Here is a 21,855-nt window from a genome sequence, read left to right as displayed (position 1 = left end):
GAGGTATCGATGCTGAACATGAACCCCGTCGAAGAACCTCCTTTGTGCCGCCCCTGACGCGCTAGGCGTAACACGCTGGTGACACACGCATGCAAGGATGCGGGAGCGGCTGGAGCCGCCCTGCCCCCCTCCGTTCCGGATTTCCCATGCTCAACCGCATCATCGACACTGTCTGGGGCCAGGCCAACGCCCTCTTCTTCCCCTTCCGGCGGCGCCGGTGGGCGGACCTGGTCGTCATCCTGACGGGGTGCGCCCTGCTGTTCGGCCTGGTGCAGCTCGGGCAGCAGTGGACCGGCGCCAAGCGCCCGGTCGTGGAGATCGACCTGTCCCCGTGGTCCCTGCCCCTCTACACCTTCTTCTCCATGATGCGGGGGCTGGTGGCCTACGTGATCTCCCTGGCCTTCACCCTGGTGTACGCCTACTGGGCGGCCAAGGACAGCCGGGCCGAGAAGCTCCTGGTGCCGCTCCTGGACATCCTGCAGAGCATCCCGGTGCTGGGCTTCATGCCGGGCCTGGTCCTGGCCCTGGTGGCCATCTTCCCCCGCAGCAACCTGGGGCTGGAGCTCGCGGCGATCCTCATGATCTTCACCGGCCAGGCCTGGAACATGACGTTCAGCCTCTACCACTCCCTGAAGTCCGTGCCCCAGGACCTCCAGGAGGCCGCCACGGTCTACGGGTTCACCTGGTGGGAGCGCCTGAAGTGGGTGGAGCTGCCCTACGGGACCTCGGGCCTGGTGTGGAACAGCATGATGAGCATGGCCGGGGGCTGGTTCTTCCTGATGATCACCGAGGCCTTCACCCTGGGCGACCAGGATTTCCGCCTGCCGGGGCTGGGCTCGTACATGAGCGTGGCCGTGGACAAGGGCGACACCAGGGCCATGGTCTGCGCCATCTTCGCCATGGTGTGCATGATCGTCTTCCTGGACCAGGTGCTTTGGCGCCCCGTGGTGGTGTGGGCCCAGCGGTTCCGGGTGGAGGAGACGTCCCAGGGCGAGCAGCCCCGCAGTTGGCTCCTGAGGCTGCTGCGAAGGTCCCGGCTGGTGCGGTGGCTGGAGGCGCGCCGCGTCCACCGGCGCCACCAGGGGCTGGGCAAGGCGCGGCCCGCGCCCAGGCCGCGCGCCGCCAAACGCGCCAACACCATCCAGAGGGCCGTGGCCAACGCCGCGCTCCTGGCGCTGCTGGCGGTCATCGTGTGGGCGGCCGTCAGCCTCGTGCACTACCTTTCCGCCATTCCCGGCCGCCAGTGGTCCTACCTCTCCAAGGCCGGCGGGCTCACCCTGGTGCGGGTGCTGGTGTCCACGGCCCTGGGCACGCTCTGGGCGGTGCCCGCGGGCCTGGCCATCGGCCTCTCGCCGCGCCTCAGCCGGATCCTGCAGCCGGTGGTCCAGGTGGCGGCGAGCTTCCCGGCCCCCATGCTCTTCCCCGTGGTGATCGCCACCCTGGCGCGCTTCCACATCGGCCTCAACTACGGCTGCGTCCTCCTGATGCTGCTGGGCACCCAGTGGTACATCCTGTTCAACGTCATCGCGGGCTCCATGGCCATCCCCGGGGACCTCAAGGAGGCGGCCATCAGCTTCCGCCTCTCCCGGTGGCAGCGCTTCAAGGCCCTCTACCTGCCGGCGACCTTCCCCTACCTGGTCACGGGCTGGGTCACCGCCGCCGGCGGCGCCTGGAACGCCAGCATCGTGGCCGAGTACTATTCCTTCCACGGCGAGACCCTCAAGACCTTCGGCCTGGGGGCCACCGTGAGCCAGGCCGCCTACGAGCGCAACCTGACGCTGCTTGCCGCGGGCGTGCTGCTCATGTCCGCCATCGTCGTGATCTTCAACCGCCTGGTGTGGAAGCCCACCTACCAGCTGGCCCACACCCGCTATTCCCTGACGAAGTGAGGACGACCATGGCCCTCGACCCGAACGCCCAGCCCATCCTCGAACTCCGCGGCATCCAGAAGTCCTTCGACCGCGGCACCGGCGTGCCCCTGCGCGTGCTGGAGGACATCAACCTGGACATCCGCCCCAACGAGGTGCTCTGCCTCATCGGGCCCTCGGGGTGCGGGAAGTCCACCATCATGCGGATCTTCGCGGGGCTGATCGAGCCCACGCAGGGGCAGGTGCGCTACCGCGGCCAGAAGCAGGCCGGGCTGAACTCCAACGTCGCCATCGTGTTCCAGGGCTTCGCCCTCTATCCCTGGATGACGGTGGAGGCCAACGTGGAGAACGTCCTCATCGCCAAGGGCCTGGACCGCGCGGAGATCCGCGAGCGCACCAACAAGGCCATCCGCATGGTGGGCCTGGAGGGCTTCGAGGAGGCCTACCCGAGGGAGCTCTCCGGCGGCATGAAGCAGCGCGTGGGCATGGCCCGGGCCCTGTCGGTGAACCCCGAGATCCTCTTCATGGACGAGCCCTTCAGCCAGGTGGACGCGCTGACCGCCGAGGGCCTCCGGGCCGAGATCCTGGACATCTGGGACGACGTGGACCGCAACCCCTCCTCCATCCTCATGGTGAGCCACGACATCAAGGAAGTGGCCTACATGGCCGACCGCATCGTGGTCCTCTCCGCCAATCCCGGACGCATCCGGACCATCGTGGAGAACACCCTGCCCCGCCCCCGGGACACGCGCAGCGCGGACTTCATCCGGCTGGTGGACCAGCTCCACGACATCATCACCAGCGCCGAGCTGCCCGACATCCAGGTGAGCACCGTGGAGCCCTCCGTGGAGGCCGACATCGTCGAGCCGCTGCCCGGGGCCCAGAACGCCGACATGCTGGGCCTCCTGGAGCTGCTGGACACGCTGGGCGGCACCTGCGACCTGTTCCAGGTGGTCTCCCACACCCACGTGCCCTTCGAGAAGGTGCTCACGACCGTCAAGGGGCTCGAGATGCTCGAGCTGGTGGACACGCCCAAGCGGCAGGTGGTGCTGACCCCGCTGGGCCGGCGCTTCGTGCAGGGCGGCATGGACGAGCGCAAGCTCATCTGGCGGGACCAGCTCATGGAGCTCAAGCTCTTCCGGGTGGTGCAGGACATGCTGGAGCTGCGGGAGGGGTCCCTCGCCCGGGAGGAGCTGATCCGGGAGATCGCCAGCCGGCTGCCCATGGAGGATCCCGAAGTCACCTTCGAGACCATCGTGGCCTGGGGGCGGTTCGGGGAGCTCTTCGCCTACCGCAAGGAGCCGGGCGTCCTCACGTTCGAGTAGCCAGCGCGTCGGCGACGGCCCGGCCCAGGGCCTCGGGGTCCGCGGGCTTGAAGAGCACCTCGGCCACGCCCAGGTTCTTCAGCCGCGCCACGACCTCCTCGTCGTGGTGGGCGGTGAGGACGATGGTGCGCATGCCCTTGAGGTCGGAGTCCTCGCCCACGACCTTCGCCAGGCTCGTGCCGGGGCAGTTGGGCATGAGGAAGTCCATGATGAGGAGGTCGGGCCGGAGTTCCTTGAGCACCTTGACCACGTCGAAGATGCTGGTGGGCTCGGCGACCTCGACCTCGTGGTCGAGCTTCTTCAGGCAGCTGGCGGTGAAGGTCCGCGCCAGCCGGCTGTCGTCCACGATCACGATCTTGGCCATGTCGACCCCTCATTACCTCCACCAATGTAGCGCACTTCCTATAATCGGATGAAAGGCGGCCCCCATGACCCGGTTGTTCTCCCCCCTTCCCCTGCGCGGCGTCACCCTCCCCAACCGCATCGCCGTTTCGCCCATGTGCCAGTACAGCGCCGTGGACGGCCTCGCCAACGACTGGCACCTGGTGCACCTGGGGGGCCTGGCCCAGGGCGGGGCCGGACTCGTCCTCACCGAGGCCGCCTCCGTGGCGCCGGAGGGGCGCATCAGCGCCGAGGACCTGGGCATCTGGGAGGACGGCCAGATCGGGCCCCTGGCCCGCATCGCGGCGTTCATCAAGAGCCAGGGCGCCGTGCCCGGGATCCAGCTGGCCCACGCGGGGCGCAAGGCGGGCTCGGGCGCGCCCTGGAAGGGGAACAACGTGCCCCCGGCCTCCTGGCCCGGGCTGGCGCCCAGCGCCCTGCCCTTCGACGAGGGCTGGCCGGCGCCCCGCGCCCTGGAGGAGGCCGGGCTCCGGCGGGTGGTCGCCGAATTCAGGGCCGCGGCCGCGCGGGCCCTCCAGGCCGGGTTCCAGGTGGCCGAGATCCACGGCGCCCACGGGTACCTGCTCCACCAGTTCCTGTCCCCCCTGGCCAACCGGCGCGAGGACGCCTACGGCGGGTCGCTGGAGAACCGCTCCCGGCTCCTGCGGGAGGTGGTGGCCGCGGTGCGGGAGGTGTGGCCCGGCAACCTCCCCCTGCTGGTGCGCCTCTCCTGCACCGACTGGGTCCCGGGCGGCTGGGACATCGGCGAGAGCGTGGACCTGGCCCGCATGCTGGGGCCCCTGGGCGTGGACCTGGTGGACTGCTCCTCGGGGGGCATGGCGCCCCGGGCGGCCATCCCCGTGGGCCCGGGCTACCAGGTGGATTTCGCCGCCCGCATCCGCCGGGAGGCGGGGATCGCCACCGGGGCGGTGGGGCTCATCACCGGGCCGGCCCAGGCCGAGGAGATCCTGGCCAAGGGCGAGGCGGACCTGGTGCTCCTGGGGCGCGAGCTGCTGCGGGACCCCCGCTGGCCGCTGCGCGCCGCCCACAAGCTGGGCGCGTCCACGCCGTGGCCGGCGCCCTACGCCCGCGGGTCCCGGGAGGCCGTGCCCCTCAGAGATCCGCAGCCAGAGCCCGACGCGTGGCCTCGGTGAAGTCGGCCCGGACCGCCAGGTCCGGGTGCTCCACCACCACCGCCTTCGGGCGGGCCCCGTCGCCCACGGCGAACAGGAGGAACTGGACCGAGCTGAGCTTCCCGTCGCTGATCTGGGAGGCGTCCCAGCGCGCGGGGACCTTCCGGCCGTCCTCCAGCAGGAGGGAGATGCGCTCGGGCAGGTCCACCCAGCGCCGCAGCAGCTCGGCGCGCTCCCGCTCGTCCTCGATCTCGATGAGGAGCGTGGCGCCCAGGTCGCCGGGGCCGCCCAGGAGGCCGTTGTAGGTCTCGAGCTCGTGGGCGATGTCGGACTCGCGCACCATGTGCTCGGCCCGCACCATCTCCTGGATCTGGTAGCGCACCGTCTCCCGGTTCTCGAACAGGAAGGTGAGGTCGCGGCCGGCGTGGACGCGGCGGAGGTCCTTGGCGGCCATGGCCGAGGCGCGGATGGCGTCCCGCCCCTCGGTGTAGGTGACGTAGTCGAGGATCTCGTCGCGGGTGACGCGCTTCATTGGGGCTCCACGGGATTGGGGAAGCCGTCCTTGCGGTAGGCCCTCGCCAGGATGGTCATGGGGTGCAGGGCCTTGCGGCCCGCGTGCTGCTCGAACTGGATGCCGGCCAGGGGGCACTCCGTGGCCCACACCTCCGCCGCGGCGTCGGCCTTCATGCCGGCGAAGGCCTTGGCCCCGATGCGCCGGCTGTCCTCGAAGGTCTCGGACTTCATGGCGTAGGTGCCGTCGTGGCCGCAGCACTCCATGACGGTGTTGATGGAGACGCCGGGGATCTTCTTGAGGAGGTCGCGGCCCTTGAAGCCCACGGACTGGGCGCGCAGGTGGCACGGGGCATGGTAGGAGACGGGGCCCGGGCTGGAGAGGAACTCCCACCGGGCGCGCTCCTCGTTGCGGATGCTCCAGAGGAATTCGCCGGTGTCGCGCACGGCGGACGCGAGCTTTTTCGCGCGCTCGCGGTCCTCGCCCTCAAGGAGCTCGGGGTACTCCCGGCGCAGCATCATGGCGCAGGTGGGGTTGATCACCACCACCTTGGAGCCGGCCTCCACGTGGGGCATGAGGACGTCCAGGTTCTGCCTGGCCTGCCTGCGCAGGCTCGCGAGGTCCCCGTGCTCCCAGGCCGGCATGCCGCAGCACACCAGGCCGCCCACGCACTTGGCCTGGCAGCCGTTCTTCTCGAGCACCTCGAGGGTGTCCTTGCCGATCTGGGGATCGTTGTTCTGGATGTAGCAGGTCTGGAAGAGCACCACCTCCGCGCCGGGTCCGGCGGCCATCTTCCCGCTCTTTTCCGCCCAGGCCTCGAAGGTGGCCGACGCGAACTCCGGGAGATGGGCCTGGGGGTGCACGCCCAGGGCCTTGTCCATGAACCAGCGGTGGATGGCCACCCGGTTCATGGTGTTGGCCAGGCCGAAGCTCTTGCGGGCCAGGGAGGCCGCCAGGTCGGGATCCCCCAGCACGCGGTCCCGGAGGGTGAAGCCTTCCTTCTTCTTGCGCACGGCCTGGTAGCGGTGCACCAGCCTGGGGAAGTCCAGGGCGAATTCGTGGCCCTCCCGGGGGGTGTAGGGGCACTGCACCTCGCAGAGCTTGCACTGGAAGCAGTCGTCCATGACGCCGTCCCGGTCCTCGGCCGTCAGGGCGCGCACGTCGCCCTGGCGCTTTTCGTCCAGGAGGCTGAAGAGCCCGGGGAAGGAGTCGCAGTACTTGAAGCAGAGGCGGCATCCGTGGCAGATCTCGAAGGCGCGCTCCACCTCCTCCTTGAGCAGCCCCTCGTCCCAGTAGCGGGGGTCGGAGGGGTCGTAGACGGTGGACGGCCCGGCCACGTAGCTGATGCGGTGGCCCGGGGTGGTCTCCGGCTTCTCGTGGTCGAGGGGGGCGTGCTCGGACATGGATTCTCCAGGGGTTCCCGCCGCGGGCTAGGCCCGCGGCGGGGGACGTCGGGGTCTAGCTGATGCTTTCGAGCATCTTCTGGAAGCGGCCCGCGTGGCTCTTCTCGGCCTTGGCGAGGGTCTCGAACCAGTCGGCGATCTCCTTGAAACCCTCTTCCCGGGCGGCCTTGGCCATGCCGGGGTACATGTCGGTGTATTCGTGCGTCTCGCCGGCGATGGCGGCCTTCAGGTTCAGGGCGGTGTCGCCGATGGGGAGGTCCGTGGCGGGGTCGCCGACGGCCTTGAGGTAGTCCAGGTGGCCGTGGGCGTGGCCGGTCTCGCCGTCCGCGGTCTCCTTGAAGTTGCCCGCCACTTCGGGGTAGCCCTCGATGTCGGCGACCTTGGCGAAGTAGAGGTAGCGGCGGTTGGCCTGGGACTCGCCCGCGAAGGCGGCCTTCAGGTTGGCGTGGGTCTTGGAGCCCTTGAGCGTTGTCATCGATCTCTCCTCAGGAACGGGGGCCACGGGCCCTCGACGTTCAAACCAAGGCAAGGCGGGTGCCACAAGTTTAAGTCCCCGGTAAACCTGGGGTAAGGGAATCGGGTGACCCGCGAGTGCACCGATATGTCGTTGATTTCACCGAAAATTTGGGTTTACACCGAAATGGCGGTAGACTTGCGCCGCGGAGGCGCCATGCCCAAAGGGACCCTCGATCTGGCCCAGGCCCTGAAGGAGCTGGCCCTGGTGGCGGGGCGGCTGCCCCAGGGGGAGACCTTCCTGGGCGCGGCCCTGGACGCGCTGGCGGCCATCGTGCCCTACGACCTGGCCGCGGTGCTGCGCCTGGAGAAGGGGCGCCTGCGGGTGGTCTGCGCCCGGGGACCCCTGGCGGGGGAGCCGGTGCGCGGCCACACCCTGGACCTGGCGCGCTTCCCCAGCATCGGCGAGGCCATGCGCTCGGGGCGCACCCGGGTCATGGACGCCCACGACCACGCCGAGGGGGACGGCGACCCCTACGACGGCGTGCTGGACCTGCCCCACGGCCACGCCTGCATGGTGGTGCCGCTTCTCGGCGGGGGCCGCATGCTGGGGGCCCTCACGTTCGACCGGGCCACGTGCGGCACCTTCGAGCCCTTCACCGTGAGCCTGGCCACCATCTACGGCCAGCTCATCGCGCTGACCTGGATGGCGCAGGAGCAGAGCGCGGATCAGCGGGTGCTCCTGGAGGCCGAGAACCGCCTCCTGCGCAGCGAGGTGGTGGGGGCCGACGACGCCGGGGCGCTCATGGAGCGCAGCCTGAACCCGGCGTTCCGCCAGCTGGCGGGCCTGGCCCGGCAGGTGGCGGCCTCCGAGACCGCCGTGCTCATCACGGGGGAGACGGGCACCGGCAAGGAAGTGATGGCCCGGGCCATCCACGGGTGGAGCCGGCGCTCTGAGCGCCCCTTCCTGCGCCTGAACTGCGCGGCGCTGCCTGAGCACCTGGTGGAGAGCGAGCTCTTCGGCCACACGCGCGGGGCCTTCAGCGGGGCCAGCCAGGCCCGGCCGGGGCGCTTCCAGGTGGCCGACGGCGGCACGCTGCTCCTGGACGAGATCGGCGACCTGCCGCTGCCCATGCAGTCCAAGCTCCTGCGGGTGCTCCAGGAGGGCACCTTCGAGCCGCTGGGCTCGGACCGCAGCGTGACGGTGGACGTGCGGATCCTGGCCGCCACCAACGTGGACCTGGAGCGGGCCGTGGCCGAGGGCCGCTTCCGGGCCGACCTCTACTACCGCCTCAACGTCTTCCCCCTGCGCCTGCCGCCCCTGCGGGAGCGCCGGGAGGACATCCTCCTGCTGGCCGAGGACTGGCTGTACCGCCAGGCCCGGCGCACCGGCCAGGGCCCCTGGCGCATCCCGCCCGGGGACGCCGCCCGCCTGGAGGCCCATGCCTGGACGGGCAACGTGCGCGAGCTGATCAACGTCCTGGAGCGGGCCACGATCCTCGCTCCCCAGGGGGACCTGGACCTGGGGGCCGCCCTGCGGTCCCCTGCGGCCGCGCCCCTTCCGGAACCCCAGGGGGAGGACCTGCAGAGCGTCGAGCGCAGCGCGATCCTCAAGGCCCTGCGCCAGTGCTCGGGCCGGGTCTACGGGGCCGGGGGCGCGGCCCTGCGGCTGGGGCTCAAGCCCACCACGCTGCAGAGCCGCATGAAGAAGCTGGGGATCGCGCGGACCACCCTTATTTCGTGATCCCCATCTGGCCCAGCATCCAGGCGTACTCGAAGGCCTTGTCCCGGAGCCGGTCGTAGCGGCCCGAGGCGCCGCCGTGGCCGCCGGGCTCCAGCTTCATCCTGAGCAGCAGCTCGTTGCCGTCGGTCTTCAGGGTGCGCAGCTTCGCCACGTACTTGGCCGGCTCCCAGAAGCCCACCTGGCTGTCGTTGAGGCTGCTGGTGACGAGGATGGCGGGGTAGGCCCCCTTCCGGAGGTTGTCGTAGGGGCTGTAGGACCGCATGTAGTCGTAGGCGGCCTTCTCGTTGGGGTTGCCCCACTCCAGGTACTCGCCCACGGTGAGGGGGAGGGTGGGGTCGAGCATGGTGTTCATGACGTCCACGAAGGGCACGGCGGAGTGCACGGCCTTGAAGAGGCCCGGGGCCAGGTTGGTGACGGCGCCCATGAGGAGCCCGCCGGCGCTGCCGCCCTCGATGACGAGGCGGTCGCTGGAGGTCCACTTCCCGGCCACCAGGCTCTGGGCGCAGTCGATGAAGTCCGTGAAGGTGTTCATCTTCTTCATGAGCATGCCGTCCCGGTGCCAGGCCTCGCCCAGCTCGTCGCCGCCGCGGATGTGGGCCAGGGCGAACACCACCCCGCGGTCCAGGAGGCTGACGCGGTTGGAGTCGAAGGTCGCGGGTGATCCGTAGCCGTAGGAGCCGTAGGCATACAGGTACATGGGCGCCTTGCCGTCGCGCTTGAGACCCTTGCGGTAGACGAGGCTCATGGGGACCTTCACGCCGTCCCTCGCGGTGGCCCAGACCCGCTCGGACTGGTAGAGGGAGGGATCGTAGCCGAGCACCTCCTGGCGCTTGAGCAGGGTCTTCTCCCGCTTCGCCATGTGGTAGTCGAACGTGGTGGCCGGGGTCACCTGGGACTGGTAGTGGAACCGGAACTGCACGGAGTCGTACTCGGGGGTGGAACCGCCGGAGGCGAAGTAGACCGCCTCGGGCTGCGTGATCTCGTGCCACTGCCCGGTGGCGAAGTCCAGCACGCGGAAGACCACCAGGCCCTCCCGCTTCTCGCGCACCACGGCGAAGCCCTTGAAGAGCTCCAGGCCCTCCACGTGCACGCCGTCGCGGGGGGCCACGAAGGTCTTCCAGTCCCTGGTGCCGGGATCCGTCACGGGGACGGTGACGATCCTGAAGTCCAGCGCGCCCTTGTTGGTGCGCAGGTAGAAGAGGCCCTCCCGGTGGTCCACGGCGTACTTGTGGCCCTTCTCCCGGGGCAGCAGGACCCGGAAGGCGGCCTTGGGATCGGCGGCGTCCAGGTAGCTGCACTCCCAGGTGTCGGTGCTGTCCACGCTCATGATCACGAACTTGCCGTCCTTGGTGCGGTACAGGCCCACGCGGTACAGCTCGTCCTTCTCCTCGTAGAGCCGGGTGGCCTTGCCGTCCAGACCCATGCGCCAGACCGTGTCGCTGCGCTTGGTGACGGGGTCCTCGGTGGTGAAGTAGAAGGTGCGGTTGTCGGCGGCCCACTCCACGGAGGTGACCCGCTGGGCGGTGGGGGCCAGCACCTTGCCTTCCCGGAGGTCCTTGACGTGGAGGTCGTACTGGCGGTAGCCGGTGGTGTCGGTGCAGTAGATGAGCAGGTTCCCGTCGTCGCTCACGGAGACGTCGGCCACGCCCAGGAAGGCCAGCCCCTTGGCCATCTCGTTGAGGTCCAGGAGCACCTCCTCGGGGGCGGCGGCGTCGAAGGCCATGCCGGGGCCCGCGGCCTTGCGGCAGTGCACCTGGTACTGCTTGCCCTCCTCGGTGCGGGTGTAGTAGTAGAACCGGCCCCGGCGCACCGGCACCGACAGGTCGGTCTGCTTGATGCGGCCCAGCATCTCCTTGTAGAGGGTCTCCCGCAGCGGCTTCAGGCCTGCGGTGAGGGTTTCCGTGTAGGCGTTCTCCGCCTCCAGGTACCTGATCACCTCGGGGTTCGCCTTGTTCCGCAGCCAGGCGTAGGGATCGGAAACGGATTCGCCGAAGCGCACGTCCACATGGGGGATGGTGGGGGCGACCGGCGCGGCGGCCCTCACCTGGGCAGCGGTCACGAGCGCCAGCGCGATCAAGGGGAACCGGAACAACTTCATGATGGCCTCCAGGTGGCAGGATGCCTCACTTCGTGAGGCAACGTCAAACCAAGAATTAACAAACTATTCATACTTTTGCTTTGACAGGCTCAGCCGGCAGCCCCATAGTTTGGCACCTTCCTTCTGCCCGGACATGCCCCCTCCCCTCCTGCTTCGCCTTCTGACCCCCCGCCGGATCTTCACGGCGGCTTGCGGGTTGGCGGGCCTGATGGGGTTGCTGCTGGGCCTCGCCATCCGGCGGGTCCAGCAGGAGACCCGGGCCCTCCAGGCCCTGGCCGTGGCCGCAGGCCAGGCGGGGGCAAGGCGCACCGCCCAGGCCATCGACGAGGAGCTCGCCAGTCTGGCGCAGGTGGCCCACGGCCTGGTGACGGATCTGCAAGACGGCCGGCTCGCCCCGGAGGCGATCGGGGCGAGGCTTGGCCCGGCCCTGGACCAGGCGCCGCCCAGCATCGCCCGGATGGGCGTGCTGTTCCAGCCCGGCGCACGGGGCGGGGAACCGGCCCGGTTCGCCCCCTATGCTGCCCGCGACCATGGCCCGCTGCGGGTCTACGACTACGGGCGCCAGGGGGACTACACCCTCAAACCATGGTTCAAGCCGGACCAGGGCGGGCCCGCCTGGACGGAACCCCACCGGTCCACCGACGGCAAGGCCTTTCTGGTGGATTACCTCGAACCGTTCCGCCTGCCCGGGGCCGCCGCCCCCTCGGGCCTGGTGCGCCTGGAGGTGTCCCTGGCCCACCTGCAGAAACGGCTCCAGGACCTGGGCATGGGTCACGAGGGGTACGCCTTCCTCCTGTCGGCCCGCACGGCCTTCATCGCCTTCCCATTGCCCGAACGGGTGAGGGAGGGCAGGACCTTGGCGGCCTTGGCCAAGGAGAGGGGGGACCCGGCCCAGGCCTACCTGGCGGAGTGCGCGCTCAAGGGGCGCGCCGGCCATGCCGAAACCCTCGCCCTGGCCACGGGGCAGGACGGGATCACGTTCCTGGAACCGGTCCCATCCGCCGGGTGGTCGGCCTGCGTGCTTCTCTTCAAGGACGACCTGAAGCTCGCGCCCTCCGACCTGAACAGGCAGGTGCTGCGCATCGTGACCCTGGCCGTCGCCCTGGCGTGGGTGCTCCTGTTCCTGGCCTTCAAGGGTCCATGGCTGGCGCCGTGGAGCCTCTGGTGGACGGTGGCCCTGGGCTCCCTGGCGGTGGCCGCCGGCATCGGGGTGCTGTTCCGGTTCGCCTACGCGACGCCCCCGCCCCCCCCGGACAACGAGATCCAGATGATGGATCCCTTGAGCCTGGAACGGTTCAAGGCGAGCCACGGCTCGCTGATGGCGGGCCTCGACGCGGTGAAGGCCGAGTTCGTCCCGACGGGGGTCCTCCTGCAGACCCTGGAGATCACCGGTCCCAGCCAGGTGAAGATCACGGGCATGGTCTGGCAGCGCCTGCCCAAGGGCACGCCCAGGGAGCAGCGCGGGGTCACCCTGCCGGAGGCCCTGGCCGGGGACATCAGCGTGGGCGCCGAGAAGGAGGAGAAGGACTGGGTCGTCCAGTTCTATCCGTTCCGGGTCACGGTGGAGCCGGACCTGGACAGCACCCGGATCTACCCCTTCGACCGCATCCGGGCCAGGCTGCGCATCTGGCCCAAGGCCATCCACGGCAACCAGATCCTGGTGCCGGACCTGGCCAGCTATCCGGTCCTGGCCTTCGGGAACGGCCCGGGCATGGACCCGGAATTGAGCCTGCCGGGCTGGGACGTGGAGGGCAACGAATTCGTCTACCTCCTGGAAAACTACAACACCCGCCTGGGGGCCGAAGGCTTCCTGAGGGAACGGCAGTCGCCCGAACTGGTGATGTCCGTCCGGATGCGCCGGCAGTGGCTGGGGCCTTGCATCATGGTGTTCCTGCCCCTGCTTGCGGTGGCGGGACTCCTGTTCACGATGACCCTCACGGTCGGCCGGGACGGGCCCTGGACCAGGGCCACCGGCTACAGCTACCTGAACTTCCTGCGCACCACCATCGCCCTGTTCTTCTCCCTGGTGGTGTCCCAGTTCAACATCCGCAACCGCATCGTGGCCAGCGGGGTGCTGAACCTCGAATGGTACTATTTCATCCTGTACGCCTTCATCCTCCTGGTCTCCGCGGATGCCCTGGCCTACGCCCGCGGCAGCGGCCACGGGCTCCGGGCCGGCGACAACGCCTGGGTCAAGCGGGCGTTCTGGCCGGTCCTGATGGCCTCCTATTTCGCGGTCACCACGCTGTTCGTCCTATAGGAGCCTGTCTACGTAATAGGAGGCAGGCTCCTATAGATCCCCGGCCAGGGCCTCGTCGCCGAGGTCAGGGTCCACGGCAGCCCACCGGGCCCGGGCCTGGAAGGCGGGATCCTCCAGGCGGGCCAGGAAGGCCACCATGCGCTTGCCCCACCCCGTGGCCGCTGCGCTGCCGGGCGGCGTGAAGGGCAGGAGGTCGGCAGGCGCCTCCTCGAGACACAACTGAACCAAAATAAGGAGTTGCTGGAAGCTTCCGCCCACCGGGAGCAGGTTGGCGGAGAGGGTGTCCAGGGTCTCGGCAAGGGGGCCTTCGGTCTGGGCGGCCAGGCCGTCCAGGACCTCCGAGGCCTGGTGGCAGGCGAGGGTGAGCTTCTGGTGGAGCCGCTCCAGGTCCCTGGGACCGGCCCCGGTGGCCAGGGCGTGGGCCACGTCCTCCAGGTGGGGGTGCAGTTTCTTGAAGAGCAGTTGAAGGGCCTGTTCGGCGGGGGCGGGATTCTCCATGGCCGAAGTTTGAATGACTTCAACATGTCTTGGGTGGAAAAAGTGATATACGATGTTCCACCACCCAGCCTCCCCCCCCATCCAGGAGACATCATGGCTCAGCTCCCCGAAGGCGAGTCCCATCCCTCCCATGAGATGTATCCCCCGTCCGAGGCCATGAAGGGGCGCGCCCACCTCGGATCGATGGCCGAGTACCAGAAGATGTACGACCGCAGCATCCAGGATCCCGAAGGCTTCTGGGAGGAGCAGGCCCGCAAGGAGATCGACTGGTTCCATCCCTTCGGCAAGGTCCGGGAGTTCGACTGGGAGTGGGGCCAGGCCCAGTGGTTCCTCAACGGCCGGCTCAACGTGTGCCACAACTGCGTGGACCGCCACGCCTCCACCCGCGGGTCCCAGACGGCCATCATCTGGGAGTCCGACACCCCGGGCGAGGGCCGCAGCATCGACTACCGCGAACTGCAGCGCGAGGTGTGCCGGCTGGCCAACGTCCTTCGCCACCACGGCATCAAGAAGGGCGACCGGGTCGCGATCTACATGCCCATGATCCCCGAGGCGGCCTACGCCATGCTGGCCTGCGCCCGCATCGGGGCCGTGCACAACGTGGTATTCGCCGGGTTCTCCGCGGAGAGCCTGCGCGACCGCATCAACGACGCCCGCTGCAAGGCCGTCATCACCGCCGACGAGGGCCTGCGGGGCGGCAAGATCATCCCCCTCAAGCGCACGGTGGACGAGGCCGTCATGGCCTGCCCCACGGTGAAGTTCGTCTTCATCGCCCAGCGCACCGGCAACAAGATCCCCTTCTACCCCCAGCGCGACGTGTGGCTCCGGCCCGCCATGGACAACGAGCGGCCCTTCTGCCCCATCGAGCACATGGACAGCGAGGACACGCTCTTCCTCCTCTACACCTCCGGCAGCACCGGCAAGCCCAAGGGGGTGGCCCACACCACGGGCGGCTACCTCCTGCACGCCGCGCTCTCCCACCGGTACGTCTTCGACTACCACCCCGGCGACGTCTACGCCTGCGTGGCCGACATCGGCTGGATCACGGGGCACACCTACGTGCTCTACGGCCCCCTGTGCAACGGGGCCACGACGGTGCTCTTCGAGTCCATCCCCAACTTCCCCGACGCGGGCCGGTACTGGGACATGGTGGAGCGCCTGGGCATCACCCAGTTCTACACGTCCCCCACCGCCATCCGCGCCGTGGCGCGCGAGGGCAGGACCTTCGTGGACAAGTACGACCGGTCCAGCCTGCGCATCCTGGGCAGCGTGGGCGAGCCCATCAACCCCGAGGCCTGGCGCTGGTACTACGAGGTGGTCGGCGAGAGCCGCTGCCCGGTGGTGGACACCTGGTGGCAGACGGAGACCGGCGGGATCATGATCAGCCCGATGCCGGGGTGCACGCCCCTGAAGCCGGGCTCGGCCACCCTGCCCTTCTTCGGGGTGGACCCGGTGGTCCTCGACGAGACGGGCAAGGAGATCCTGGGCAACGGCGTCTCGGGGCTCCTGGCCATCCGCAGCCCCTGGCCCGGCATGGCCCGCACCATCCAGAGCGATCACCAGCGTTTCGTGCAGACGTACCTGAGGCCCTTCCTGGGCTACTACATCACCGGCGACGGCTGCCGCCGGGACGAGGACGGCTACTACTGGATCACCGGCCGCGTGGACGACGTCATCAACGTCTCCGGCCACCGCATGGGCACCGCCGAGGTGGAGAGCGCCCTGGTGACCCACCCCGCCTGCGCCGAGGCCGCCGTGGTGGGCTACCCCCACGACATCAAGGGCCAGGGCATCTTCGCCTACGTCATCCTCACCGCGGGCTGGGAGGAATCCCAGGAACTCATCGGCGAGCTCAAGAACGAGGTGCGCCACCACATCGGCCCCTTCGCGACCCCCGACATCATCTGCATCACGCCCGGGCTCCCCAAGACCCGGTCCGGCAAGATCATGCGCCGCATCCTGCGCAAGATCGCGTCGGAGGAGTACGCCGAGCTGGGCGACATCACCACCCTGGCCGACCCCACCGTGGTGGAGGACCTCATCGTCAAGCGGAAGTCGCTCTGATCCATGGCCTGCATCCTCGCCCTGGACCAGGGCACCACCAGCAGCCGCGCGCTCCTCTTCGACGAGGGGGGCGCGGTGCTGGGGGTGGCCCAGAAGGAATTCACGCAGTTCTTCCCCGAACCCGGCCGGGTCGAGCACGACGCCCTGGAGATCTGGGCCTCGCAGCTTGACGTGGCCCGGGAGGTCCTGGCCCGGGCCGGGAATCCGGACGTCGCCGCCATCGGCATCACCAACCAGCGGGAGACCACGGTCCTGTGGGACCGGGCCACGGGGGTGCCCCTGGCGAAGGCCATCGTCTGGCAGGACCGGCGCACCGCCGGCATCTGCGAGGAGCTGAAGGCCCAGGGCCTCGCCCACTTCTTCCAGGAGCGCACGGGCCTCGTGCTGGACGCCTATTTCTCCGGCACGAAGCTCCAGTGGCTGCTGGACACGGTCCCCGGCGCCCGGGAGCGGGCCGGACGGGGTGAGCTGGCCTTCGGCACCGTCGACACCTGGCTCACCTGGAAGCTCACCGGCGCCCACGTCACCGATCCCAGCAACGCGTCCCGCACCCTCCTCTTCAACATCCACACCGGCGCCTGGGACGAGGAGCTCCTGGCGGTCCTGCGGATCCCCCGGGAGGTGCTGCCCCGGGTCGTGGACTCCAGCGGCGTCGTGGGCACCACCAGCCTCCTGGGAGGCTCCATCCCCGTGGCCGGCATCGCCGGGGACCAGCAGGCCGCCACCTTCGGCCAGGCCTGCCTGGCGCCCGGCATGGCCAAGAACACCTACGGCACCGGCTGCTTCCTCCTCCTCAACACCGGCGACCGCCCCACCACCAGCCGGAACCGCCTGCTCACCACCACCCTCTGGAAGCTGGGGGACCGCACGTCCTACGCCCTGGAAGGCAGCGTCTTCATGGCCGGGGCCGCCGTGCAGTGGCTGCGGGACGGCCTGGGGATCATCGCCTCGTCGGCCGAGGTGGAGCCCCTGGCGCGCAGCGTGCCCGGCAACGGCGGCGTCTACCACGTGCCCGCCTTCGTCGGTCTGGGCGCGCCCTGGTGGGACGCCGGCGCCCGGGGGGCCTTCTTCGGGCTGACCCGCGGCAGCGGCCGGGGACACATCGCCCGGGCCGTGCTCGAGTCCATCGCCTACCAGACCGCCGACGTCATCGGCGCCATGGAGGCGGATTCCGGCATCCGGCTCACGGAGCTGAGGGTGGACGGCGGAGCTTCGCGCAACGACCTGCTCATGCAGTTCCAGGCCGACATCCTCGACGTGGCCGTGGTGCGGCCCCAGGTCACCGAGACCACCGCCCTGGGCGCGGCCTACCTGGCCGGCCTCGCCGTGGGCTTCTGGAAGGACTCCGGCCAGATCTCGGAGAACTGGCGTCCAGGGGCCCGTTTCGAACCGGCCATGGCCGCCGCGGAGCGCTCGGCCCTCCTGGGCGAGTGGCGCAAGGCCGTGGAGCGCACCCGGGGCTGGGAGTCCTAGGGTGTGCTTCCCGTCCGAGGAATAGGCCGCAACGGCAGGGATCTGCCTGACCGATCTCAGTCGGGTAGGCCGGGGAGCTTGCGCCCCCGGCCCCCCTCAGATCCGGACGTGCGGGACTACCGCATCCGGCTCCTCGTCACGGTCGCTGAGGACGTAGTTTCGATGCGTAACTGATGGCTGGGGCCAGTGGGAACCGAGCCAGAAGCTTGTTCATGCGATCCCAGGTCATGCGGGCCCGCTGGGACCTCCGGTTGAGCCATCCACGCCACCTTCGCCCAACTTCATAGCGGAAGTGCGCCAGGGCCCTGGAGTTCCCCGTGATCCCGTAATACCTGAAGTGACCGACCAGTTTCTGGTTGATCGTCCGCCATTGCTCGCGCACCGGGAGGTGGCGGTGTTTGGCCATCCACTCCCCGATCTTCGTGAGCGCCCGACTCATCCGGCTCTTCGCGGTCTTCCGCTTCACCACCCACCGGCCGTTCTTGGCCGTGGCCCAGTAGTGGGTGAATCCCAGGAAGTCGAAGTGGCCTGGTCCCCCATTGGGGTCCCTGGGCTCCCTCGGCTTCCAGAACTCCACCAGCCGGGTCTTATCCGGGTGGATCGTCAGGCCATACCGCTCGAACCGCTTGGGCAGGACTTCCATAACCCGCTTGGCATCCTCCTCCTGGGCAAAGCCCATCACGAAGTCGTCCGCGTAGCGCACCAGGAAGGCCCGACCCCGGAGTCGGGGCTTGACCTCCCTTTCAAACCACACGTCCAGCACCTCGTGGAGGTAGATGTTGGCGAGCATCGGACTGACCACCCCGCCCTGGGGCGAGCCGGTTTCCGGGTGCGTGATGCATCCTTTCTCCAGCACGCCCGCGTTGAGCCATTTGCCGATCAGGCGCCTCAGAACGCCGTCCTTCATCCGCAGGTCAAGGATTTCCCGCAGCTTCCCGTGGTCCAAAGTATCGAAATACTTACGGATATCCACGTCAAGCACCCAGCCTCCCCCCATGTCCATCAACCCCTGCCAAATCGCCTCCAGCGCCATGTGCGCGGAGCGCCCGGGCCTGAACCCGTAGGAGCAGTCCAGGAAGTCCTGCTCATAGAGCGGTTCCATCACCATCACCACGGCCCTTTGCAGGACCTTGTCTTCGAAGGCGGGAATGCCCAGGGGGCGTTGGCTGCCATCCCCTTTCGGGATGTAGGTTCTCCGGACTGGAGGGGCCTTGTAGGTGTCGCCGTTCTTAGCCCGGTTCAGGAGGCTCTGGAGGTTGGACTCCAGGTTTTCCCCGTATTCCTTGCCCGTCACGCCGTCCACCCCGGTCGCCCCATCCTTGCGGGTGCGCCCGAAGGCTTCCTTCATCCAGTCCAGGTCCATGTGGTAGGCCAAGGAGGTGAAAGCCACCTCCGGGTGGATCCTGGCCAGTTCTGCGATCCGTTGTTGTTTCGTGGAGACGCTGTTGGATGTCATTGCACCCATTATCTTTCCCTTCAACGGTTCCGTGATCCGGCAGCTCCTTGGCTCCAGCGGGTCCCGGCGGCCCGGTTCCCCGCGATCATCGCTACTATGAGCTGCTCCGACTTCCGGCCACCCCTCCCGCGCTCCTTCGTTTCCTTCAGTTTGCGGTACCGCCCTGTGCCGGCTGTTCGCTCCCGCCGGGGGCGGCACCCCCCGGCGAGCCTGGGTTCGTTTTACGTGGCTTCCCTCACCACTGGGTTGTTGGCGGAGATGGCTGGATCTCCCAGGTTCCTGGGGAACCCCTGTGCACGTGCCCTGCTCTATGACCCCGGTGGGACCCTACGGTCAGGCCCTTGCGACCTTCGGGTGCTGTCTTCCGATCGGAGAACGGCGTCGACTCCCACGGTTGGATGCTTTCGGGGCTCCATCACACGGCCCATGCACTCCCTGTCTACGCTTCACGAGGTCGGTCGCCCTTCCCCACGCAAGACTCGGTTCCGGCTGCTGGCCAGCTTTGCCGGGCGGGGCTTGCTGCCTCCCCGCTGGGCTCCATTGCGAGGTTTCAGTCTGTCTTAGGTCATCCATCCTCCTCGCCCAGGCTTGGCCTGGCGCACTCCCCGTCTATCCCTGTGCATCCCCGGCTGATTCCTGCCGGAGTGGGTCCAGGCGAGTGGCCCATTCGCCCTACCCCGGCTGCAATAAGCGATTGAATTTGCCAGGGATGGAGGGTGATGTGAAAGGGATGACGGCCTCTTTGGCTCGATGGCGGCGGCGTCCGGGCCGGACGTGAGGGTGGGCGCCGGGTTGGGCCGCTTCCCGGAAAGGGGCGGGTTCGCCCCGTGGGCAAAGCCCTTGCGCGAATGAATTAATAATATATATTTCCTTCCATCCATCGTGAAGGATTCATAACCGATGCCCCCCACCCCCGGCCCCAACCTCCCCAAGTCCAAGATTCCCCCCTGGGAGCGCCGTCGCGGGCCGCAGACATGGAAGTGGAACGGCGAACGCCGGGGCGACCCCCGCCTGCCGCGCCTGGAGAGGTCCCTGGAGGCGAGCCCCGGACGCATCCTCGTCTATGCCGTGGCGGGGGCCCTCATCGGGGTCGGGATCCTGTTCCTGGCGTTGCACTGATTTTCATTGCGCCGGAGGAGGCCGGAGCGTAGATTGGTGTTTGAACATCTAATTCGGGCGGAGCGGTCTCCGTCCCCCGAGGTTCAAACGCCATGCGCACCCAGCCTGTCCTCTTCGTCTCCCACGGCTCCCCCATGCTCGCCCTGGGGGACTCCGCCTATGCCCGGGCCCTGGGCGCGTTCGCGGCAGGCCTGCCGGAGCGGCCCCGGGCGGTCCTGGTGGTCTCGGCGCACTGGCAGACCCCGGACCTGCGGGTGACCTCCAGCCGAAGGCCCGGGGTGCTCCACGACTTCGGCGGATTCCCACGGGAGCTCTACGCCCTGGACTACCCCGCCCCGGGCGACCCGGACCTCGCGGCCCGGGCGGCCGCGGCCCTGGGCGCGGAGGCCGACCCCCTGCGCCCCCTGGACCACGGGGCCTGGGCGGTGCTGCGCCACCTGTTCCCCGGGGCCGACGTCCCGGTGGTCCAGGTGAGCCTGCCGCGCGCCGCCCCGCCGGACCTCGTGGCCCTGGGCGAGGCCCTGCGCGCCTTCCGGGAGGAGGGGATCCTGATCCTGGCCAGCGGCGGGCTGGTGCACAACCTGAGCCTGGTGGACTGGGCCGCTCCCGATGGGCAGGCGGAAACCTGGGCCCTGGATGCCGAGCGCTGGTTCCTGGAGCGGCTCGGGGACGGCCGCCGGGAGGAGCTGCTGGACCACCGCCGGGCCTGGCCCCAGAGCCGGAGGGCCGCCGCCACGACGGAGCACCTGGATCCGCTCTTCGTGGCCATGGGCGCCGCGGACGGGCCCGTGCGCACCGTCTTCGACGGGTGGCAGCTGGCGACGATGAGCCTGAGGTGCCTGGCCTGGGGCTAGCCCAGCAGCTCCTCCACCAGGGCCGGCACCAGCACGGTGGCCGCCCCCTGGCGCTGCTCGAGGAACCTCGAGCTGACGCTGGAGGCCTCCAGGTTCAGTTCCAGGGTGTGGGTCCAGGCCGGAACCTGCTCCACGAAGCCCGCGGCCGGGTATACGTTGCCGGAGGTGCCCACGGCCACGAACAGGCCGCAGCGCGCCAGGGCCTCCCCGATCCGCTCCATCTCGAGGGGCATCTCGCCGAACCAGACGATGTGGGGGCGCATCGCGCCGCTGCGCCCGCAGGCGGGGCACGGGGTCTCCACGGTGGTCTCCCCTTCCCAGGGGTGGACCCTGGCGCAGCGCGCGCAGCGCACCTTCAGAAGCTCCCCGTGCATGTGGATGAGGTTCCGGCTGCCGGCGCGGTCATGGAGGTCGTCCACGTTCTGGGTGACCACGAGCACCTCGGAGGGCCACTCCCTTTCCAGGCGCGCCAGGGCGGCGTGGGCGGCGTTGGGCTGCGCCTCCTTCAGCTGGGCGCGGCGCTGGTTGTAGAACGCGTGCACCAGCGCCGGGTCCCGTTGGAAGGCCTCGGGCGTCGCCACGTCCTCCACCCGGTGGTTCTCCCAGAGCCCGCCGGCGTCCCGGAAGGTCTTCAGGCCGCTCTCGGCGGAGATGCCGGCACCGGTGAGGATGACGATGGACGACCGCGGCGATGGGCGCATGGGGACTCCGGAGGATGCCCCATTGTCCACCGGACGGGGGATGGGGGATAATCCCGGGATCCCCTGGAGCCGTCCATGCGCATCCTCACGCTCTGCCTCGCCCTCCTGCTCCCCGCCGCCGCCCAGGAGCCGGCCTGGCTCACCGACCTGGCCCAGGCCAAGGCCGCGGCCGTGGCCCAGAACAAGAAGATCCTGGCGGATTTCACGGGCTCGGGCTGGTGCCCCTACTGCGTCCTGCTCGACAAGGAGGTGTTCTCCACCCCGGCCTTCCCGGGCCTGGCCAGGGACTACGTCCTGCTCAAGCTGGACTACCCGCGCATGAGCGGGCGCACCCCGGAGCGGATCGCCGCCGATCCCGCCCTCAAGGCCCTCATGGCGCTCAAGGAGCAGTACCGGATCTCGGGCTTCCCCACGGTCCTCGTGCTGTCGGGGACGGGAGAGGAGCTGGCGAGGCACCAGGGCTACGCCACGGGACAGGGACCCGCGGCCTACATGGCCAGCCTGCGCAAGTAGG

At 69.3% G+C, this 21,855-nt stretch carries 18 protein-coding genes; 10 read left to right on the top strand and 8 right to left on the bottom strand.

The features are described 5' to 3' along the window. Positions 1–146 precede the first annotated feature (146 nt). Together ACZ5MC_RS03495 and ACZ5MC_RS03490 are read left to right on the top strand one after the other, a co-directional pair. Positions 147–1,889 carry an ABC transporter permease gene (locus ACZ5MC_RS03495; RefSeq protein ID WP_306598927.1) on the top strand — a complete coding sequence of 581 codons (1,743 nt, stop codon included), beginning with the start codon at positions 147–149 and terminating at the stop codon, positions 1,887–1,889. Positions 1,890–1,897: 8 nt separating this feature from the next. After that, positions 1,898–3,193, top strand: a complete 1,296-nt coding sequence (locus ACZ5MC_RS03490; RefSeq protein WP_306598924.1) for an ABC transporter ATP-binding protein — start codon at positions 1,898–1,900, stop codon at positions 3,191–3,193. Here ACZ5MC_RS03490 and ACZ5MC_RS03485 read toward each other — a convergent pair. Continuing rightward, positions 3,180–3,557 (bottom strand): response regulator, encoded by a 378-nt coding sequence (locus ACZ5MC_RS03485; protein WP_464517034.1) that lies wholly within the window; start codon positions 3,555–3,557, stop codon positions 3,180–3,182. The two genes, ACZ5MC_RS03490 and ACZ5MC_RS03485, sit on opposite strands and share 14 nt — an antisense overlap. Positions 3,558–3,621: 64 nt before the next feature. On the opposite strand from ACZ5MC_RS03485, the gene ACZ5MC_RS03480 reads away from it, so the two are divergent. Next, positions 3,622–4,728 (top strand): NADH:flavin oxidoreductase/NADH oxidase, encoded by a 1,107-nt coding sequence (locus ACZ5MC_RS03480; RefSeq protein WP_464517033.1) that lies wholly within the window; start codon positions 3,622–3,624, stop codon positions 4,726–4,728. Here the strand turns inward: ACZ5MC_RS03480 and ACZ5MC_RS03475 are convergent. Genes ACZ5MC_RS03475 through ACZ5MC_RS03465 form a run of 3 tightly spaced genes read right to left on the bottom strand, consistent with a single transcriptional unit; the run spans position 4,688 to position 7,096 of the window. Continuing rightward, positions 4,688–5,239 carry a DUF3501 family protein gene (locus ACZ5MC_RS03475; protein ID WP_306598921.1) on the bottom strand — a complete coding sequence of 184 codons (552 nt, stop codon included), beginning with the start codon at positions 5,237–5,239 and terminating at the stop codon, positions 4,688–4,690. The genes ACZ5MC_RS03480 and ACZ5MC_RS03475 overlap by 41 nt on opposite strands. Beyond that, positions 5,236–6,621 carry a heterodisulfide reductase-related iron-sulfur binding cluster gene (locus ACZ5MC_RS03470; RefSeq protein WP_306598920.1) on the bottom strand — a complete coding sequence of 462 codons (1,386 nt, stop codon included), beginning with the start codon at positions 6,619–6,621 and terminating at the stop codon, positions 5,236–5,238. The genes ACZ5MC_RS03475 and ACZ5MC_RS03470 overlap by 4 nt, the downstream gene beginning before the upstream one ends. A gap of 55 nt (positions 6,622–6,676) precedes the next feature. After that, positions 6,677–7,096, bottom strand: coding sequence for a rubrerythrin family protein (locus tag ACZ5MC_RS03465; RefSeq protein WP_306598919.1), 420 nt, complete (start codon positions 7,094–7,096; stop codon positions 6,677–6,679). Between the two features lie 195 nt (positions 7,097–7,291). Here ACZ5MC_RS03465 and ACZ5MC_RS03460 point away from each other — a divergent pair, with 195 nt between their 5' ends. Next, entirely contained in the window at positions 7,292–8,818 is a 1,527-nt protein-coding gene (locus ACZ5MC_RS03460) for a sigma-54-dependent Fis family transcriptional regulator (protein ID WP_306598918.1), read from the top strand. On the opposite strand, the gene ACZ5MC_RS03455 is transcribed toward ACZ5MC_RS03460, so the two are convergent. Then, the gene (locus ACZ5MC_RS03455; RefSeq protein WP_306598917.1) at positions 8,808–10,916 is read right to left on the bottom strand and encodes a S9 family peptidase; all 2,109 of its coding nucleotides are present in this window, start codon (positions 10,914–10,916) and stop codon (positions 8,808–8,810) included. The two genes, ACZ5MC_RS03460 and ACZ5MC_RS03455, sit on opposite strands and share 11 nt — an antisense overlap. A gap of 208 nt (positions 10,917–11,124) precedes the next feature. Here ACZ5MC_RS03455 and ACZ5MC_RS03450 point away from each other — a divergent pair, with 208 nt between their 5' ends. Beyond that, a complete protein-coding gene (locus ACZ5MC_RS03450) occupies positions 11,125–13,176 on the top strand; it encodes a PDC sensor domain-containing protein (RefSeq protein WP_306598916.1) in 2,052 nt (683 codons plus the stop codon). 30 nt (positions 13,177–13,206) lie between these two features. Here the strand turns inward: ACZ5MC_RS03450 and ACZ5MC_RS03445 are convergent, their stop codons facing one another. Beyond that, positions 13,207–13,674: a hypothetical protein gene (locus ACZ5MC_RS03445; protein WP_306598915.1), complete on the bottom strand. Its 468-nt coding sequence runs from the start codon at positions 13,672–13,674 to the stop codon at positions 13,207–13,209. A 93-nt stretch (positions 13,675–13,767) separates the two neighbouring features. Between ACZ5MC_RS03445 and acs the strand changes: the two genes are divergently transcribed. After that, positions 13,768–15,738, top strand: a complete 1,971-nt coding sequence (gene acs, locus ACZ5MC_RS03440) for an acetate--CoA ligase (protein WP_306598914.1) — start codon at positions 13,768–13,770, stop codon at positions 15,736–15,738. A gap of 3 nt (positions 15,739–15,741) precedes the next feature. Next, positions 15,742–17,211: a glycerol kinase GlpK gene (glpK, locus tag ACZ5MC_RS03435; RefSeq protein ID WP_306598913.1), complete on the top strand. Its 1,470-nt coding sequence runs from the start codon at positions 15,742–15,744 to the stop codon at positions 17,209–17,211. Between the two features lie 136 nt (positions 17,212–17,347). Here the strand turns inward: glpK and ltrA are convergent, their stop codons facing one another. Next, on the bottom strand, positions 17,348–18,676 hold the full coding sequence (ltrA, locus tag ACZ5MC_RS03430; RefSeq protein ID WP_464516197.1) for a group II intron reverse transcriptase/maturase: 1,329 nt from the start codon (positions 18,674–18,676) through the stop codon (positions 17,348–17,350). Positions 18,677–19,567: 891 nt separating this feature from the next. On the opposite strand from ltrA, the gene ACZ5MC_RS03425 reads away from it, so the two are divergent. Next, positions 19,568–19,786: a hypothetical protein gene (locus ACZ5MC_RS03425; protein ID WP_306598912.1), complete on the top strand. Its 219-nt coding sequence runs from the start codon at positions 19,568–19,570 to the stop codon at positions 19,784–19,786. Positions 19,787–19,878: 92 nt separating this feature from the next. Then, positions 19,879–20,640: a dioxygenase family protein gene (locus ACZ5MC_RS03420; protein WP_464517032.1), complete on the top strand. Its 762-nt coding sequence runs from the start codon at positions 19,879–19,881 to the stop codon at positions 20,638–20,640. On the opposite strand, the gene cobB is transcribed toward ACZ5MC_RS03420, so the two are convergent. After that, positions 20,637–21,341, bottom strand: coding sequence for a Sir2 family NAD+-dependent deacetylase (gene cobB / locus ACZ5MC_RS03415; protein WP_306598909.1), 705 nt, complete (start codon positions 21,339–21,341; stop codon positions 20,637–20,639). The genes ACZ5MC_RS03420 and cobB overlap by 4 nt on opposite strands. Positions 21,342–21,416: 75 nt before the next feature. Between cobB and ACZ5MC_RS03410 the strand changes: the two genes are divergently transcribed. After that, the gene (locus ACZ5MC_RS03410; RefSeq protein WP_306598908.1) at positions 21,417–21,854 is read left to right on the top strand and encodes a thioredoxin family protein; all 438 of its coding nucleotides are present in this window, start codon (positions 21,417–21,419) and stop codon (positions 21,852–21,854) included. Position 21,855: the final 1 nt, after the last annotated feature.

It is taken from the genome of Mesoterricola sp. JemC181 (assembly GCF_055384585.1).
This window is presented reverse-complemented; position numbering and strand designations above follow the sequence as displayed.